This window comes from Fictibacillus arsenicus, assembly GCF_001999465.1.
Lineage (GTDB): Bacteria > Bacillota > Bacilli > Bacillales > Fictibacillaceae > Fictibacillus > Fictibacillus arsenicus.
Window position 1 is genome coordinate 167,013 of record NZ_MQMF01000003.1, and the last position, 18,598, is coordinate 185,610.

At 39.1% G+C, this 18,598-nt stretch carries 16 protein-coding genes; 12 read left to right on the forward strand and 4 right to left on the reverse strand.

Annotated elements, in window-relative coordinates; genetic code table 11:
• Position 1: 1 nt before the first annotated feature.
• From UN64_RS14870 to UN64_RS14910, 9 genes are all read left to right on the forward strand, one after another.
• Positions 2 to 1,147 (forward strand): THUMP domain-containing class I SAM-dependent RNA methyltransferase, encoded by a 1,146-nt coding sequence (locus UN64_RS14870; protein ID WP_077364145.1) that lies wholly within the window; start codon positions 2 to 4, stop codon positions 1,145 to 1,147.
• A 471-nt stretch (positions 1,148 to 1,618) separates the two neighbouring features.
• Positions 1,619 to 1,798, forward strand: a complete 180-nt coding sequence (locus tag UN64_RS14875; RefSeq protein WP_077364147.1) for a hypothetical protein — start codon at positions 1,619 to 1,621, stop codon at positions 1,796 to 1,798.
• A 96-nt stretch (positions 1,799 to 1,894) separates the two neighbouring features.
• Positions 1,895 to 3,415, forward strand: coding sequence for a carboxypeptidase M32 (locus UN64_RS14880; RefSeq protein ID WP_077364149.1), 1,521 nt, complete (start codon positions 1,895 to 1,897; stop codon positions 3,413 to 3,415).
• Between the two features lie 164 nt (positions 3,416 to 3,579).
• On the forward strand, positions 3,580 to 3,987 hold the full coding sequence (locus UN64_RS14885) for a CoA-binding protein (RefSeq protein WP_077364151.1): 408 nt from the start codon (positions 3,580 to 3,582) through the stop codon (positions 3,985 to 3,987).
• Positions 3,988 to 4,192: 205 nt separating this feature from the next.
• Positions 4,193 to 6,151: a DNA topoisomerase IV subunit B gene (parE, locus tag UN64_RS14890; protein WP_077364153.1), complete on the forward strand. Its 1,959-nt coding sequence runs from the start codon at positions 4,193 to 4,195 to the stop codon at positions 6,149 to 6,151.
• Between the two features lie 13 nt (positions 6,152 to 6,164).
• Entirely contained in the window at positions 6,165 to 8,609 is a 2,445-nt protein-coding gene (gene parC, locus UN64_RS14895; RefSeq protein WP_077364155.1) for a DNA topoisomerase IV subunit A, read from the forward strand.
• A 70-nt stretch (positions 8,610 to 8,679) separates the two neighbouring features.
• Positions 8,680 to 9,186, forward strand: a complete 507-nt coding sequence (locus tag UN64_RS14900; protein ID WP_077364157.1) for a metal-dependent hydrolase — start codon at positions 8,680 to 8,682, stop codon at positions 9,184 to 9,186.
• Between the two features lie 83 nt (positions 9,187 to 9,269).
• Positions 9,270 to 9,785: a type 1 glutamine amidotransferase domain-containing protein gene (locus tag UN64_RS14905; RefSeq protein ID WP_077364159.1), complete on the forward strand. Its 516-nt coding sequence runs from the start codon at positions 9,270 to 9,272 to the stop codon at positions 9,783 to 9,785.
• Positions 9,786 to 10,191: 406 nt separating this feature from the next.
• A complete protein-coding gene (locus UN64_RS14910; RefSeq protein ID WP_077364162.1) occupies positions 10,192 to 11,694 on the forward strand; it encodes a malate:quinone oxidoreductase in 1,503 nt (500 codons plus the stop codon).
• An 18-nt stretch (positions 11,695 to 11,712) separates the two neighbouring features.
• On the opposite strand, the gene UN64_RS14915 is transcribed toward UN64_RS14910, so the two are convergent.
• Positions 11,713 to 13,545 (reverse strand): terpene cyclase/mutase family protein, encoded by a 1,833-nt coding sequence (locus tag UN64_RS14915; RefSeq protein WP_077364164.1) that lies wholly within the window; start codon positions 13,543 to 13,545, stop codon positions 11,713 to 11,715.
• 146 nt (positions 13,546 to 13,691) lie between these two features.
• On the opposite strand from UN64_RS14915, the gene msrA reads away from it, so the two are divergent.
• Complete coding sequence (gene msrA, locus UN64_RS14920; RefSeq protein ID WP_077364167.1) at positions 13,692 to 14,222, forward strand: peptide-methionine (S)-S-oxide reductase MsrA; 531 nt, start codon at positions 13,692 to 13,694, stop codon at positions 14,220 to 14,222.
• A 90-nt stretch (positions 14,223 to 14,312) separates the two neighbouring features.
• Here msrA and UN64_RS14925 read toward each other — a convergent pair whose 3' ends face one another.
• A complete protein-coding gene (locus UN64_RS14925) occupies positions 14,313 to 15,023 on the reverse strand; it encodes a DUF421 domain-containing protein (protein WP_369073185.1) in 711 nt (236 codons plus the stop codon).
• Between the two features lie 127 nt (positions 15,024 to 15,150).
• Positions 15,151 to 15,324 (reverse strand): hypothetical protein, encoded by a 174-nt coding sequence (locus tag UN64_RS20970; RefSeq protein WP_171978932.1) that lies wholly within the window; start codon positions 15,322 to 15,324, stop codon positions 15,151 to 15,153.
• Positions 15,325 to 15,362: 38 nt separating this feature from the next.
• Between UN64_RS20970 and UN64_RS14930 the strand changes: the two genes are divergently transcribed.
• Positions 15,363 to 15,980 (forward strand): LysE/ArgO family amino acid transporter, encoded by a 618-nt coding sequence (locus UN64_RS14930; protein WP_077364169.1) that lies wholly within the window; start codon positions 15,363 to 15,365, stop codon positions 15,978 to 15,980.
• 135 nt (positions 15,981 to 16,115) lie between these two features.
• Positions 16,116 to 16,991: a LysR family transcriptional regulator gene (locus UN64_RS14935; RefSeq protein WP_171978933.1), complete on the forward strand. Its 876-nt coding sequence runs from the start codon at positions 16,116 to 16,118 to the stop codon at positions 16,989 to 16,991.
• 184 nt (positions 16,992 to 17,175) lie between these two features.
• Here UN64_RS14935 and UN64_RS14940 read toward each other — a convergent pair whose 3' ends face one another.
• Complete coding sequence (locus tag UN64_RS14940) at positions 17,176 to 18,483, reverse strand: homocysteine synthase (RefSeq protein WP_077364173.1); 1,308 nt, start codon at positions 18,481 to 18,483, stop codon at positions 17,176 to 17,178.
• Between the last annotated feature and the right edge of the window lie 115 nt (positions 18,484 to 18,598).

Below are 18,598 nucleotides of genomic sequence, written 5' to 3' on the forward strand. Positions count from 1 at the left end.
TATGACTAAATTAAGGCTGATTGCAACGGCTGCAATGGGACTCGAAGCCCTAGTAGCAAATGAAGTACGTACATTAGGTTTTGAAAATGTACAAGTAGAAAACGGAAAAGTCTATTTTGATGGTGACGAAAAGGCACTTGTAAAAGCTAATTTATGGTTAAGAACGGCTGACCGCGTAAAGCTTGTGGTTGGAGAATTCAAAGCGGAAACGTTTGATGAACTATTCGAAAAAACAAAAGCTCTTCCATGGTCGGATTATATTCCGGAAGACGGAGAATTTCCTGTTATTGGCCGGTCTGTAAAATCAAAGCTCTTTTCAGTTTCTGACTGCCAGGCGATCGTGAAAAAAGCAGTAGTTGATAATTTAAAAACCGAGTATAACCGTAAAACTTGGTTCCCAGAAGACGGAGCATTGTATCGTATCGAAGTAGCCATTCATAAAGATATTGCCACACTGACAATTGATACAAGCGGAACAGGTCTTCATAAACGCGGCTATCGCGAATTGCATTCCGGTGCTCCTATTAAAGAAACAATGGCTGCTGCTCTTATCATGCTGACAAACTGGACACCTGATAAACCATTTGCAGATCCGTTCTGTGGTTCAGGTACACTCCCAATTGAAGCAGCTATGATTGGACAGAACATCGCTCCAGGTCTTAATCGTGAATTTGCTTCTGAAAAATGGGACTGGATTGATAAAAAAGTATGGTATGAAGCAGTCGGCGAAGCTCAAGATGTAGCAAAGTATGATCTGCCGCTCGAAATTCAAGGTTCAGACATTGATCACAAGATGATCGAACTATCGAAAAACAATGCGAATGAGGCTGGGTTTGAAGGTTTTATCACGTTCAAGCAAATGCAGGTACGCGACTTTACGACAAGAAAAGATTACGGTTGCCTCGTTACTAATCCTCCATACGGTGAGCGTTTAGGTGAAAGAGAAGAAGTGGCTCAGATGTACCGCGATCTTGGAGATGCTATGAGACCATATGATACGTGGAGTGTGTATGTTATTACTTCTAACGAAAAGTTTGAAGAATATTATGGCAGAAGTGCAACTAAGAAACGTAAACTATATAACGGAGATCTAAAGACGGATTATTATCAGTTCTTCGGAAAGAGACCGCCGAGACAGCAATCATAAAATTGTCCAGGGATTCGAATTTTGTCGAGGAATATAAACTCGTGGATATCCGAATGTAATTCGTGGATTAAACAGTAAAACTCGTGGATTGAAGTCCAAAAAATATGGATTCAACCTGCAAACTTTCGTATTCCTTTAAAATAATATAAATTACTTAAGGCTAGCTCGGTTGGAGCTGGCTTTTTCTATTGAACACTAAGGGTTTTCTTAAGATCAACAATATAATTTCACGTACCGTACATATTTTTAAAGTTTTTATTAAGGTTTACAAAAAATATCACATTATTACCCAATATTCGGGACGGTGCGAAATTTTAAGCAGAAGCTTTTTCATTTTTTCATTAATGAAAAGTTAGCATTCATATCTAGATGTGCAGGCACCTTTAGATATGAATGCTAACTAAGTTGGTTTAAATACTCTTCGATCCTGTACATACTATGCTTAAATTCATTTAAGGCAGGTTTTTATATATGTACGATCAATTCAGCCATTTATCAAGTATTATGAAGGCTTATCAAAACCTATATCCTCATCTGGGGAATCACCATAAAGAAGAGATCCACCAGCTGCTTCATCAATCGATTGGTCATGATAACAATATTGATCCATCCTTTGCGCCATACGCAGAAATGTTTAAAGAAGATTTTTAATAAAAAATAAAACTGACCAGCAGGACTTTTTTATTGCGTCACGAATTCCTATAGCGGTATGTTTTTTTATGAACACGTGAAGGGATGGATTTTATAATGACGCAAACTAAAGTGAATGTTGAAAAAGATTTTTTAGAGTATGTTAAGAAAATGGTGCATGTAAATGAAGCGATCGGTCTTATGTATTGGGATCTGCGTACAGGTGCACCTAAAAAAGGGGTAGAACAGCGCTCTGAAGTAATTGGGACATTATCTTCCGATGTATTTGCAATGTCTACTTCAGATGAAATGAAAAGTTTTATTGAAGAACTTTCTAAGCCCGAAGTTCATGACACGCTATCAGAAGTAACGAAAAAAACGCTTGAAGAAGTGAAGAAGGATTTTGAGCGCAACGCTAAGATTCCTCCAGCTGAATTTAAAGAGTATGTTATTTTGCAATCAAAAGCAGAGAACGTATGGGAAGAGGCGAAAAACAACTCTGATTTCTCATTATTCCAGCCTTACTTAGAAAAACTTGTAGAATTCAATAAGAAGTTTATTGAATACTGGGGTTATGAAGGAAATAAATACAACACGCTTTTAGATATGTATGAGCCAGGGGTAACAGTTGAAATTTTGGATGAGACTTTCTCAAAACTTCGTGACCGTATCGTGCCGCTTCTTCAAAAAGTAACGGAAGCGGGTCAGCCAGAAACGAAATTCTTGTTCGACCATTTCCCGAAAGATAAGCAAAAAGAATTCAGTCTTCATGTGCTAAAAGACATGGGCTATGATTTTGATTCGGGGCGCTTGGATGAAACGGTTCATCCGTTTGCGATCGGACTAAACCCTGGGGATGTTCGTGTAACGACGAAGTATATGGAAAATGATTTCCGCACAGCAGTTTTCGGTACGATTCATGAAGGAGGACATGCTCTTTATGAACAAAATATTTCTGAGGAGCTAGTTGGAACACCTTTATGTTCAGGAACTTCTATGGGTATTCATGAATCCCAATCTTTGTTCTGGGAAAACTTTGTTGGTCGTCATTTTGGCTTCTGGAAAAATCACTATTCCACACTGAAGAGTGTATCGGGTTCTCAGTTTAACGGAGTTGAGCTGGAAGATTTCTATCGTTCGATCAACGTTGTGGAACCTTCATTGATCCGTATTGAAGCTGATGAAATGACATATCCGCTTCATGTTATCGTTCGTTATGAGATTGAAAAAGGATTATTTAACGACGAGATTGAAGTAAAAGATCTTCCTCGTATCTGGAACGAGAAGATGCAGGAATATATCGGAGTTTCACCGAAAAATGATGCTGAAGGTGTACTTCAAGACGTTCACTGGTCAGGGGGAAGCTTCGGATACTTCCCGTCATATGCATTAGGATACATTTATGCGGCACAGCTTAAAAATGCAATGATTAAAGATATTCCGGACTTTGATTCTCTTGTTGAATCAGGAAATCTCCTCTCAATTAAAGAATGGCTGACAAAGAATGTGCACCAATACGGTAAGATGAAAAAGCCCATCGAAATCCTAAAAGATGTTACAGGAGAAGGCTTGAACCCAGATCATCTCATCGCATATTTTGAGAAGAAGTACAGTGATATCTACCGTTTAAACGGATAAAGTCTTGGGGAGCCGGCTCTCGTGAATAATCCGAGAATGCCGGCTTTTTTTGCCCAACTAGAGCTGACGGAAATGCTCAGTGTCATCTGAGTTTTCTTTAAAAATGTTTCATTTTTACTGATTTTGTCTAAAATCTATATAAATGATATTTGGAGGGAGAAAAAATGGGAGCTGCAACGAAAGAGGATATTAAGAACCTTCTTAAATTGAGAAAACGTATTGCGGTAGTCGGTTTGTCTGATCAGCCGTTTCGTACATCTTATATGGTCTCGGAATATATGCAGAATGCAGGATATGAGATTATTCCCGTAAATCCTAATGTCACAGAAGTATTGGGACAAAAAGCTTTTGCAAAGCTTGAAGATATTGAAGGACATGTAGATATCGTTAATGTTTTTAGGAGAAGTGAGTACCTGCCTGAAGTTGCTCGTTCGGCAGCAAATATTAAAGCTGGTTTCTTTTGGGCGCAGCTCGGTTTATACAGTGCCGAAGCAGAAGAGATTTTGCAAAGTGCGACGATTCCTTATATTATGGATAAGTGCATTAAAGTGGAACATGCTATGATACGGTAGTAATGAACCACCCGCCAATTACGGGTGGTTTTCCCATGCTGTCTTTATTTTATATATCCAAGAACTAAAAAAGAAACTCTTTTGAACTAAAGGTTTTTGGTTCTTTAACCGAGAAATAAGAGGAGAATATAAGGACAGAGGTAGTATAGAAACAAACGTTCTGCTATGATAGAAGTACTGCAGTTCGTGAAAGGAGCAACACATTTTGGCAAGTAAATCATTATTTGACTACAACGATGATGCCATACAGGTGCTTGAAGGTTTAGAAGCCGTTCGTAAGCGCCCTGGTATGTATATCGGCAGCACAGATGCCAGAGGTTTGCATCACCTCGTATATGAAATTGTAGATAACGCCGTGGACGAAGCATTAGGCGGATTCGGTGATTACATACATGTGAAGATTCATAAAGATAACAGCATTTCTGTGTCAGATGATGGCCGTGGAATGCCTACAGGAATGCACAAGCTAGGAAAACCGACTCCTGAAATCATCTTTACTGTTTTGCATGCCGGGGGTAAGTTTGGACAAGGCGGATACAAAACATCTGGAGGACTTCATGGTGTAGGTGCTTCTGTAGTTAACGCACTTTCAGAATGGCTTGAAGTAACGATCTATCGCGACGGAAAAACATATCGACAGCGTTTTGAGGATGGCGGAAAGCCTGTTACGACACTTGAAGTAGTCGGTAATACACGCAAAACAGGGACGACTGTTCATTTTAAACCAGACCGCACGATGTTTTCGACGATTAACTATAATTACGAAACACTAAGCGAACGCCTTAGAGAAGCGGCTTTTCTTTTGAAAGGAATCAAAATTGTTCTTGAAGATGCGCGAAATGGTGAAAAAGAAGAATTCCAGTTTGAAACAGGCTTGGAAGCATTCGTGCAATATTTAAATGAAGATAAAGATACACTTCATAATGTCGTTAGCTTTGAAGGAACGCAAAATGAGATCGAAGTAGATTTTGCATTTCAATACAATGACGGTTATGCAGAAAACGTACTGTCATTCGTTAATAACGTTCGTACAAAAGACGGGGGGACACATGAGTCAGGTGCAAAGACTGCTATTACGCGAAGTATCAACGAGTACGCACGTAAAACGAACCTGTTAAAAGAAAAAGACAAGAACTTAGACGGCTCTGATATCAGGGAAGGGTTAACAGCTGTAGTTTCTGTCCGAATTCCAGAAGAATTCCTTCAGTTCGAAGGCCAAACAAAAAGTAAATTAGGTACGAGTGAAGCACGATCTGCCGTAGATGCTGTAGTTGCCGGAAAGCTCGCTTATTTCCTCGAGGAGAATCCTGCAATTAGTGAAATGCTCATCCGTAAAAGTATTAAAGCGGCTCAAGCTCGTGAAGCAGCAAGAAAAGCACGTGAGGATGCTCGTAACGGGAAAAAGAACAAACGTAAGGACTCTATGCTGAGCGGGAAGTTAACTCCTGCAACTTCTAAAAATCCTGAGCGCAATGAACTGTACCTAGTAGAGGGTGACTCTGCAGGCGGTTCTGCGAAACAAGGACGAGACCGAAAATTCCAAGCGATTTTGCCGCTTCGCGGGAAAGTAATCAACACGGAAAAAGCAAAGCTTGCAGATATATTTAAGAACGAAGAAATCAATACAATCATCCATGCCATTGGAGCTGGGGTCGGTTCTGATTTTACGTTAAAAGATGTTAACTACGACAAAATCATTATCATGACCGATGCCGATACAGATGGTGCACATATTCAAGTGTTGCTTCTAACGTTTTTCTACCGTTACATGAAGCCGCTTATCGAAGAAGGAAAAGTATTCATTGCATTGCCTCCTCTTTATAAAGTGAGCAAGGGAACGGGTAAAAAAGAAGTCATTGAATATGCATGGGATGAAGATGAACTAAAAGAAGCACAGAAAAAAATTGGAAAAGGCTATATCATCCAGCGTTATAAGGGCCTTGGAGAGATGAATGCTGATCAGCTATGGGAAACGACTATGGATCCTGATACACGTACGCTGATCCGAGTTCGTATTGATGACGCAGCAAGAGCCGAAAAACGCGTCTCTGTCCTTATGGGAGACAAAGTTGAACCGCGCCGTAAATGGATTGAAGAACATGTGGCCTTTGGCTTAAATGAAGAAACGAACATACTAGATAACGAGAACTTGTCTGCATTCTGAGGAGGTTTAAAGATTGTCACTGCTTGAGAAATTTAGAGAGCTGCCGTTAGAAGACGTAATCGGCGACCGCTTCGGAAGGTATAGTAAATACATTATTCAGGAGCGTGCATTACCTGATGCAAGAGATGGATTAAAGCCCGTACAGCGCCGTATTTTATATGCGATGTACGCGGAAGGAAACACAAACGAAAAACCATACAGAAAATCGGCTAAGACAGTCGGTAACGTAATCGGTAACTATCACCCGCATGGTGATTCTTCTGTTTATGAAGCGATGGTGCGAATGAGCCAGGACTGGAAAGTGAGAAACGTTCTGATCCAGATGCACGGAAACAACGGTAGTATCGATGGAGACCCGGCAGCTGCAATGCGTTATACAGAAGCAAGACTTTCCGCGATCGCATCTGAACTATTAAGAGATATCGATAAAGAAACCGTAGAATTTGCACCTAACTTTGATGATACGACAGAAGAACCGATTGTGCTGCCTTCTATGTATCCAAATTTACTTGTAAACGGCTCAACGGGGATATCAGCAGGTTATGCGACTGAAATCCCGCCGCACCACCTTGGAGAAGTTATAGACGCTGTTACAATGCAAATTGATAAGCCCGATGTTTCACTCGATGAACTTATGACCGTTATGAAAGGACCTGATTTCCCGACTGGCGGAATCGTTCAAGGTGTAGATGGCATCAAGAAAGCTTTTGAAACAGGAAAGGGCCGCTTCGTTATTCGTGCCAAAACCGAGATTGAGAGCTTAAAGGGCGGACGTCAGCAGATTGTCATCACTGAAGTTCCTTTTGAAGTGAACAAAGCAAACCTTGTAAAGCGTATGGACGAACTTCGATTAGACAAAAAAGTCGACGGTGTTGCCGAAATCCGTGATGAGACGGACCGTACTGGATTAAGAATTGTTATTGAACTTCGCAAGGATGGTAATGCAGAAGGGGTATTGAATTATTTCTTTAAAAATACAGATCTTCAAGTTTCGTATAACTACAACATGGTAGCGATTCATAACAAGACGCCAAAATTAATGGGCCTAAAAGCTATATTGAACGCATACATTCAGCATCAGATTGAAGTGGTAACACGACGCACGAAATATGATCTCCGAAAAGCTGAAGAACGTTCACATATCGTGGAAGGTTTAATTAAAGCAATTTCGATTTTAGATGAAGTAATCGAGACAATCCGTGCATCAAAAGATAAGCGAAATGCAAAAGACAACATCATCGAGAAGTTTCAGTTTACCGAAGCACAAGCTGAAGCAATCGTTACGTTGCAGTTATACCGTTTAACGAATACGGATATTACAACACTTCAGAATGAAGCTGAAGAACTTGAAAAAAAGATTGCATATCTTCGTTCAATTCTAGATAGCGACAAGAAGTTATACAGTGTTATTAAAAAAGAACTTTCCGATGTGAAGAAGAAATTCGCTGATCCTCGCCGTACACAGATCGAAGCTGAGATTCAGGAAATCAAGATCGATATGGAAGTAATGATCCCTTCTGAAGACGTAATGGTAATGGTAACTGAAGACGGCTATATCAAACGTTCAAGCGTTCGTTCTTACAGTGCTTCTAACGGTGAACCGCCAGGAATGAAGGATACGGATTCACTCTTACTTGTATCTCAGCTAAACACGACAGATACGATGCTTATGTTTACGAATAAAGGTAATTATATTTACCTTCCAGTATATGAGATGCCTGAGATCCGCTGGAAAGACATGGGGCAGCATCTTGCGAGTATCGTTGGTTTAGATAAGGATGAGAAACTGATTAAAGCATTCCCTGTAAAAGAATTTAAGGAAGACCAATTCCTCATTTTCTTTACAAAACAAGGGATGGCTAAGAAAACAGAGCTCAGCCAATATAAAGCAACACGATATAATCGTACATTGATGGCCGTTAAACTAAAAGGCGAAGATGAAGTAGTTGATGTGTCTTTAACTAATGGAAATCAAGATGTGTTTATCGCAACACATTTCGGATATGGGTTATGGTTCCATGAAGAAGAAATCAGTCTTGTAGGCCAGCGTGCTGCAGGGGTAAAAGGAATTAATTTAAAAGCTGGAGACCACTTAGTAAGCGGGTTTGCACTACCAGAAAGTCCAGAAACCGCTCAGGTTCTCGTTGCAACTCAGCGCGGTGCAATGAAAAAAATGAAGATCACAGAGTTTGATAAAACGTCCCGTGCAAAACGAGGACTTGTGATGGTAAGAGAATTAAAATCTAATCCTCACCGCATTGTGGGTATGAAACTAGTGACTGAAGAAGAGAAACAATTTGTTCTTGATACAGCGAGCGGCAAGCAAGAAACAATATCATCTGAAAACTTTAAATCTGCAGACAGATATAATAACGGCTCCTTTGTAGTAGATACAGGTGAAACAGGTGAAATTACAAGACTAAAGTCATTGATTTCCACAGATAGTTCAAAAGAGTAGCATTCCTGCTGCTCTTTTTCTTCTTTCTATCATAAATGATATAGCAACTTAGAGAAAAGAGAGATACATAATGAAAAGCAATACACATTTGCTAGGCGGAGTTGCGGCAGCTGCACTTTATAAGACTGCTGCAGACCTCCCGCCAGATACACTGCATCATGAACTTACCTTTTTTGGGGCTGCCGTGTTGGGAAGTCTGCTGCCTGACTTGTGTCATCCAGGGTCTTACTTGGGCAAAAAGACAAGTTTTCTATCAAAAACCATTTCTAAAACATTCGGGCACCGTACAGTCACACATAGCTGGATTATGATTTTATTGGTGATGATGCTCCCAAACTGGATCGACTGGGCCTATGAAGGGAGTTTAAGTATGGGATTGGCAGCAGGGGTGATCAGCCATATCATTCTGGACGCTGCAACATCGAGAGGAGTTCAGCTATTTTACCCGCTGCCTTTTCGAGTTCGTTTTCCCCTGTATACGAAAACAGGTACGAAGACGGAGAATCACATCGCAACAATTATAAGTTTAATAGCTGCTATTTTGATGATACATATATATATTGTTTCATTATTTTAAAGCCTTAACGTAAAAAAGGGTTTAGTTTCCTTCCTCAATGGTAATACAACAATTGTATACACAAAAAGAGGAGTGGTTGAGAAATGGCTAGAATTGCAACGGTATTAGCAAATATGTTTGAAGATGTGGAATATACGGAACCTGCCAATGCATTTAGAGAAGCAGGCCATGAAGTTATCGTTATCGGATCAGAAACAGGTGCAACATTAGAAGGGAAGCAAAAAGAAGCACAAGTAACGACTAACGCTTCTATCGGTGAAGTTTCTCCTGAAGACTTTGACGCATTGTTTATCCCTGGAGGATTCTCACCTGACATTTTAAGGGGCGATGACAAGTTCGTAACGTTTACGAAGCACTTTGCAGCTGAAGGCAAACCGGTGTTAGCAATCTGTCATGGTCCACAACTGCTGATCTCCGCAGAAGTCTTACAAGGCAGAAACATCACGGGATATAAGTCAATTCACGTTGATTTGAAGAACGCAGGAGCTACTGTGAAAGATGAGGAAGTTGTGGTTTGTGGAGGGAATTTAGTTACAAGCCGTCAACCGGATGACATTCCAGCATTTATAAGAGAGTCATTGAAAGTGTTAGAAAAATAATAAGCGGCAGCATAAAACATAAAACAAATTATAGAAATAATCGTCTAGGGATGCCTGGACGATTTTTTTATTACATTTTATCCTGAAAATTGAATCAAGCCTGTCATTAAATGAAAAAACTATAAGAATAAAATAAAACGGACTGTTAATGTCTTTAATCATTGGTAATTTTACTTGATATAAACTGTTGTGTCCATCGTTAGAACATTGTGAACAATTTCACTCTTTCATACTAGATTCAAATAGTTTATAATTATCAGAAAGGGTAGAAATTTTATTCTATAAATGATTATAAGAGTCTTTAATAGACGAATTAAAATAGACGTCTTTCCAGGTGGCGTCTTGTATTTTGTAATATTAAGAGCATAGCGGTTACTCGCAAATATAGGTTATAAGGAAGGTTATCATGAGCAGCGTACAGAAAAAAACAGACGTTATCTTAATTGGTGCCGGAGTCATGAGCGCGACTTTAGGATCCTTATTGAAAGAATTAGCTCCAGAATGGGAAATCAAAGTATTTGAAAAGCTTCCTAGCGCAGGTGAAGAAAGTTCGAACGAATGGAACAATGCAGGTACAGGACATGCTGCACTTTGCGAGCTTAACTACACAAGCGAAAAACCGGACGGATCTATAGATGTTAGCAAAGCAATAAAAATTAACGAACAGTTTCAGCTTTCCATGCAGTTTTGGTCTTATCTTGTAAAAAGCAATCTTATTCAGAATCCGCAAGACTTTATTATGTCACTACCGCATATAAGTTTGGTACAAGGGGAACAAAATATAGAATTTTTGAAAAAACGTTTTAAAGCGCTTTCAACTAATCCCTTGTTCCAAGGAATGCAATTTTCGCAAGACACTGAAAAATTAATCGAATGGTTCCCGCTTATCATGGAAGGCCGTAATTTAAATGAGCCGATAGCTGCAACAAAGATTGACTCTGGTACAGATGTTAACTTTGGTGCATTAACTCGCATGTTGTTCGAACACTTAAAGACCGAGAAAGTTGAAGTCAACTATAAGCATAGTGTTAAAAATATTAAACGTACTAGTGACGGCTCTTGGGAAGTGAAAGTGCACAATATGGATAGCGGTGAAACCGAATATCATAGTTCAAGATTCGTCTTTATCGGTGCTGGGGGTGCGAGTCTGCCAATCCTTCAAAAAACTGGTATACCTGAATCAAAACATATTGGAGGATTTCCAGTAAGCGGTCTATTTTTGGTATGTAACAATCCGGAAGTAGTAGAGCAGCATCATGCTAAAGTATACGGCAAGGCTAAGGTTGGTGCTCCGCCAATGTCAGTTCCGCATCTGGATACAAGATTTATTGATAATAAAAAATCATTGCTTTTTGGACCGTTTGCCGGTTTTTCACCTAAATTCCTAAAAACGGGTTCGAATTTGGATTTGATTGGTTCAGTAAAACCAAATAATCTTCTTACAATGCTTGCAGCAGGTGCAAAAGAGATGTCATTGACAAAATATCTGATTCAGCAAGTGCTGTTGTCGAATGAGAAGCGGATGGACGAGCTGCGCGAATTTATTCCGAACGCCAAAAGCAAGGATTGGGATATAGTAGTGGCAGGTCAGCGTGTGCAAGTTATTAAAGATACTCCTGCCGGTAAAGGAACACTCCAATTTGGAACAGAAGTTGTCAGTGCTGCTGATGGCTCTATAGCTGCTTTGCTTGGTGCTTCGCCGGGTGCTTCTACCGCAGTTCACGTAATGCTTGAAGTATTAGAAAAATGCTTCCCGCAGCATTTGAATGAGTGGAAACCGAAAATAAAAGAGATGATTCCTTCTTATGGCGTGTCATTAGTGGAAAATCCAGAACTTTTCCAGGAAATTCACGCATCAAATGCAGAGACGCTAGGTTTTAGTGAAAAAGACGAACTAATTTATAGTTAATGCTTTGGAATCAGAGGTTTATCTTACAAATTTTTTATAGTAATTAACCAACACTAATAACGGCCAGATTTTATTATAACTATGATAATTAATATAAAAAGCTCCAGGAAGACCGGCTCCCGTTGGGTAGTCGGTCTTTTTATGGTTCATCAGCCACTTCGCTGCTAGATCCATTTCAGCTGTTGGCTGATCAGAAATTACAGTAAGCGCATTTAAAGCCCAGGCGGTTTGAGAAGGAGTACTTTGCCTTAAGCCGACAAACCTTCTCTTCTTATCACTTTCACACGATTCTCCCCAGCCGCCATCTTCATTTTGAATACTTAACAGCCATCGTTTTGCCTTTTGAATTCTCTTATTTTGCGGGCTAACGCCACATGCTATTAAACCCGTAATCGCAGCCCATGTTCCATATAGGTAACAAACTCCCCAGCGGCCGTACCATGAACCCTCTTGTTCCTGGTTCTCCCATAACCAATTCACAGCTTTTTTTACAGAGTGATGATGATGATTTAATCCATGGAACTTTCCTAAAAACTCTATTGTTCTTCCTGTTAAATCAGGTGTTGAAGGATCTATAAGAGCATCTTTTGCATGTTTAATAGGGAGATTACCAATTAAGAAACGATTCGTGTTTTTCTCAAAAGCTGCCCAGCCGCCATCATCATTTTGCATGGATAACAACCAGTTAAGACCTCGATCATAACTAGTTTGGTAAACTGTATTCGTTTGATAGAAATGAGCGATCGTTCGAAGGGCTGCCTGTGTATCATCGATGTCAGGGTGAATAGTGTTTCCTATTGAGAATCCCCAGCCTCCTGGAGCTGCATGAGGATTATGAACAGACCAATCCCCGTATTTCGTGTGTTGCTGAATGAGTAGAAACTGTGCTCCTTTTATAATGGCAGAATTATGAATGGGAACTCCCGCTTCCAGTAATGTGTATAAAATAAGTGATGTGTCCCAAGTAGTTGAAGGTGAGTTTTGAAGATGCAAAGTTCCATCCGTTTCACAAAACATTTTCAATAAGCCGCTCAAGGCATTTTGGATAACAGTTGAATTAAGCTCATATCCTGCAGTCAAGAGACCATAAATCATAAAGATCGTTGTCATGCTATAACTTAACAGAGTCCCATCGGGTTCAATGTGATGTTGAATATAAGAAAGGATTTTCTCTTTTTTTAAATGGAGATAAGAATCTCTTATGTTTAAGAGAGAAAACAAGTTTACCCATTCTTCGAGATGATAACCTTCATTTTCGCCAATGTATAGGTCGGAAAAATCTGGCGTGTATTTAGATGTAAGTTTCTTTTTTTCATCAGCCATTAATAAAACCGGAGCAAAATGAGCTCTTGCATAGCTGCTGATGTCATACTGATTTATCGGAGCAGTCATTGGCAGGGAAAAAAGGATAGCGGGATCGATTGGAACGTCCGGCCATTCGTATAATCCGTTCATCGCGAGAAAGACTTTGGTCAGGAGATCCGCTTCCTTTAATCCGCCATTTTGAATAATAAATTGTTTTGCGGATTGAAGCTTGTCATCATTTGATTTAAAATGCTGGGAATAGAGAAGTGCGGTATAGGCTTGTATTGTAGCAGAAAGGTTAGCTGGTTCCTCATCAGGGTAGACTCGCCATAATCCATCTTCTGATTGCTGTGATAGAATACGGTTGGTAATCTGTTTGATTAATTTCTCATTTCTATATTCAATGTTTCTTAATAAAATGAGCATGTAAGCATCTGTGATCAATGAATTTTCAAAACAAAAACGCCATGTCCCATCAGGTTTCTGCAGGGAAAGCAACTCATTGCATCGTCTGAAAATTTCTTTTTCAAGTTTTCGCATGTCCATATCGACCACCGCACTTTACATTAGTGGTTACAGTTTATGAGTGGAAAAGGTTATCCTATGAACCACTAAAGGTAAAACACTGTTATTTTTAATAAAATAACGTTAAAATCTCTTTAACAGTTAAAGTTTTTTAGGGGGAGTTTACTTTGAGCAATAAAGAACTTGCAACATTTGCTGGCGGTTGTTTTTGGTGTATGGTTAAACCATTTGATGAACTGCCAGGAATCCATGGAATCGTATCTGGCTATTCGGGTGGACAAGTGGTGAATCCAACTTATGAACAAATAAAAACGGGTGAAACAGGACATCGTGAAGCTGTTCAGATCACATTTGATCCTGAAATTTTCCCTTATCAAAAATTATTAGATTTATATTGGCCGCAAATTGATCCGACAGATGATGAGGGGCAGTTTATTGACCGCGGCAGCCAGTATCGTACTGCAATCTTCTATCACACTGAGGAACAAAAAGAGCTAGCTGAGGAGTCACGTAAGAAGCTTGAAGAGAGTGGAAGGTTTAAAAAACCAATCGTAACAGAGATATTGGCTGCAAGTGATTTTTATAGGGCAGAAGAGTATCATCAAGATTTCTATAAAAAGAATCCAGACGCATATAAGGAAGAGCGTGAGACTTCTGGAAGAGATGCGTTTATTAATGAAAATTGGAAAAGAAAGTAGAATTATTTACTGTAATTACATTATGTTAACTATAATAAAGAGACTTGTAATTAAGTCTCTTTTTGTGTATTTCCCTTTTTGTTTCTCTCCTTACTCTACATCTAAAGGGGACTGTAGATCGTCGTCATGAGTATCTATGTAAAGCTTATTGCTGCTGGTGAGCAAAGCATATACAACATCGCCAACAGTGAGTTTACGTAATCTTAATTCCTCATGAACCCAGTCCAAAGAGATATTATTTTCTGTCAGATTATTCTTTAAAATTTCACCATCCATAATGAGTTCCACGGGCAGTTTTATTTCGGATTTATAAATATGTAAGTCCTTTCGAGTAACATTTAAGTGCTGTTCCATTTTCTTAACAGAGAGCAAACCATTATTCTCAACAAGAGCATACTGCACTTCATCAATCGAAAATATGTCTTTTTGGCGGAGCTGTTGATTTAAATAATCCAGCGTATAACGCATTTTTTTCATATTGTGCTCAAGTATTTTTCCGTTTTCGATTACGACAGTAGGGTCCCCTGCGACTAGTTTTCGGGCTTTTTCGCTTTTTAATGAAATAAAAGCAGACAGATAGATAAGGAACACAAAAATCGTAAAGACGATAAAAATATAACGGGTTTCAATTTCCATGGCGAATGCAAGGTTTGCCGTAACCGAACCAAGCGTAACAACCGCAATAAAATCAAATATGGTCATCCTTGAAACGGTATGCTTTCCTAGAACTCTTGCAGCTATAAAAAGAGAGGTAAAGGCGATCATTGATCTCATAACGACTTCAACATAAGGATTCAAAATATCACATCCATTACAGACTAGGGTAAAATCTCTATTAATCTTTTTGTCCAATTCGTTTGAAATTAAGACTTACTTTAAAGCGTAAAAAGAAAACGCTCATAATAAACCCTGAGCGCTGATGAGTATTTTATTTATTTTTGTACTGATTCAGTACATGGACCATACCTTCTTCGATCAGTTCATTTGCGGGGCGATCCAGCTTTTTGGCTAGTAGCTTAATCTCTTTATAAAGGGACTGACTAAGAGTTGTGTTCACATTTTTTCGGTCATGATTTTTTGATCGTATTTGACTAGTATACATTTTTTAACCTCCATTTGAGTGTAAGGAGTGGATATGATTTGGATAATGCCTTGCTGCACGGAATTATTTTAGCGTTTGGGCTAATATTACCTTTAGGTGTACAGAATGTTTTTATTTTTAATCAGGGGGCACAGCAGCCAAACATATTGCGGAGTTTACCCGCGGTTGTAACCGCAGGAATGTGTGATACTTTATTAATCATTCTAGCTGTTTCAGGTATTTCTGCGCTTGTATCTACCATACATGCTCTTAAACTAGGAGTTATGGCAGCTGGTATTCTATTTTTATTGTATATGGGGTGGTCCATTTGGTCTAGCAAAACACATACACAAGCTTCGACACCATGTATGACACCCAAAAGGCAGATCATATTTGCTGCTACTGTTTCGTTGTTAAACCCTCATGCTATTTTAGATACGATTGGTGTGATTGGAACAAGTTCCATAGCTTATTCAGGTGCGGATAAACTAGTTTTCACCTTGTCCTGTATCTCAGTGTCTTGGATTTGGTTTATTGGTCTTGCACTGACAGGAAGAACTGTAGGGAAAATAGATACATCTGGTTACTTTCAAAACCTTATTAATAAGGGATCAGCCATTATTATATGGTTAATAGCTTTATATCTTGTTTTCATTATGCTTGATGGAAATTTTTAGGCCGAATAGCATCCACAAAAATAATCGAACTAAACCTTCAAAAGGCGGAATTCATCGTTTAATGTCGTAAAATGATGAAAATCCTTCATTATATATGTTATAGTATGAGTAAAACTAATATAAAGAGGGATGAATTTGTCGATTGGCAAATATGAAATATTTCATACAGTAGTAGAACTTGGTAGCTTAACAAAAGCAAGTGAAGCATTAAATATATCTCAATCCGGGGTAAGTCATGCCATTGCCAGCTTGGAAAAAGAGCTGGGTTTTTCGTTATTAACACGTAATAAAGCAGGCATCAGGCTAACAGTGAATGGTGAAAGAATGTTGTTATATATTAGGGATATTCTGACACTAAGCAAAAAAATGCTCCAGGAGGCTGGGGAGATAAGAGGACTTGAAATTGGGACTGTTAGAATTGGGACCTTTTCATCTATTTCAGTTGAATGGCTTCCAGGAATATTGAAGAAATTCATGGATCAATACCCGCATATAAAAGTAGAAGTTGTGGAAGGGAAACAGGAGGAAATCTCTCTATGGATTTCTCAGGGGATTATAGATTTCGGGTTTTTAATGCTGCCTGCTGCTGACTTTGAGGTTCTTCATTTAAAGCGCGAAGCATTTTGCTGTGTTGTGCCGGAGAACCACCACCTAAGCGCTGAAAAAGCTATAAAGACAAATGCACTGAAGAATGAGAAGCTGATACTTCAAAATTCCACCCTTAAAATCATACATAACATTTTCAAACCAAATAAACATTCTCCTGAAATTGCTTTTCGTTTAGATGATGAGCAGGCAATTATCTCTATGGTGAAAAACTCGCTAGGTGTGGCCATCCTGCCAGAAATTGCCTTACATAATCTGCCTGAAGGTGTAAAAAAAATACCCCTTTCAGGTGAACGAGCTATTTCTTCCATTGGTATAGGTTCGATATCCTTTAAAAATCTTTCACCAGCTGCTGAAAAGTTTATAGCAGCATCCACATTATGGTTAAACGAAAATATTACTTGATCTTTTAACTAAGAATCATGCGTTATTTGCCCAAAACGAAGGATCACCTATTTTTTTAGACTAATCATATAAAAATACCAACCTATCACATAAAAAAATGGACTCCATCATATAATTTAACAGTTTTTTATATAAATAAAACTCAGAGCATTTACGAATATGCTCTGAGTTTGTTGTTTTGTTTTTACAATCCGCTTGGAGAAAGTGCGATTGCTTTTAATGCATGATCAAGATCATAAATAAGATCATCTACTGTTTCAATACCAATGGATAGACGGATTAATTCAGGTGACACCCCTGATTTTCTTTGTTCTTCTTCAGATAATTGCTGATGGGTTGTACTGGCAGGATGGATGATCAAGGACTTTGAATCTCCTACGTTAGCTAAATGAGAGAAGATGCTTACATTCTCAATTAATTTTTTTCCTTCTTCTACTCCGCCTTTAACACCGAAAGTTAGAATCGCTCCAGCTCCTTTAGGCAGGTATTTTTGTGCAAGTTCATAATATGGACTGCTAGGGAGACCTGCATAATTCACCCAGTCTACAGAAGGATGGCTTTCCAAGAACTGTGCTACTTTAAGTGTGTTTTCAACGTGTCTTTCTAAACGCAATGACAAAGTTTCTAAGCCTTGAATAAACAAAAATGAATTGAACGGAGAAATGGATGATCCTAAATCACGAAGCAATTGAACTCGAGCTTTCAAAATATAAGCAAGCGGACCGAATGCTTCGGTATAAACGATGCCTTTGTAGCTCGGATCCGGTTCAGTTAAGCCAGGGAACTTTCCGTTGTTCCAATCAAATTTTCCGGAATCAATGATTACACCGCCAACTGATGTACCGTGGCCGCCAATGAATTTTGTTGCGGAGTGTACGACGATATCTGCACCATGCTCGATCGGTCGGCAAAGATAAGGTGTAGCAAGCGTGTTATCAACAATAAGAGGGACACCCGCTTCATGAGCAATATTAGCAAGACCTTCAATATCTGCTACATCAATTTTGGGATTCCCGATTGTTTCAACATATACTGCTTTTGTTTTTTCTGTGATCGCGTCTTTAAACGATTGAAGATTATCGATGTCAGCAAACCGTGTCTCGATGCCGAGTTTTGGCAATGTCACAGAGAAGAGATTATAAGTTCCTCCGTATAGAGAAGTAGAGGCAACAATTTCATCACCTGAGCCAGTGATATTGAAAATAGCATTTGTAATGGCAGCTTGCCCAGAAGCGACAGCAAGCGCTCCTACACCGCCTTCTAATTTAGCGATAGTCTGTTCAAACGCATCTTGTGTTGGGTTCATTAAACGGCTATAGATATTTCCGAATTCTTTTAAAGCAAACAAATTTGCTGCGTGTTCTGTGCTGTTAAACTGATACGATGTTGTCTGATAAATAGGTACCGCTCGTGCACCTGTAGCAGGATCTACTTTCTGTCCTTCATGCAATGAAATTGTTTCAAAACCGTACTCTCTTTTTTGTTCGCTCATTTTCAAATCTCTCCTCAATGTTTAAATTTTTTTGTTATCCAATATAAATTTCAGATTCAACTTATCCAATAAAAAAAGACCTCTTCCAAAAGAAGAGGTCCCGATGATTTCACAC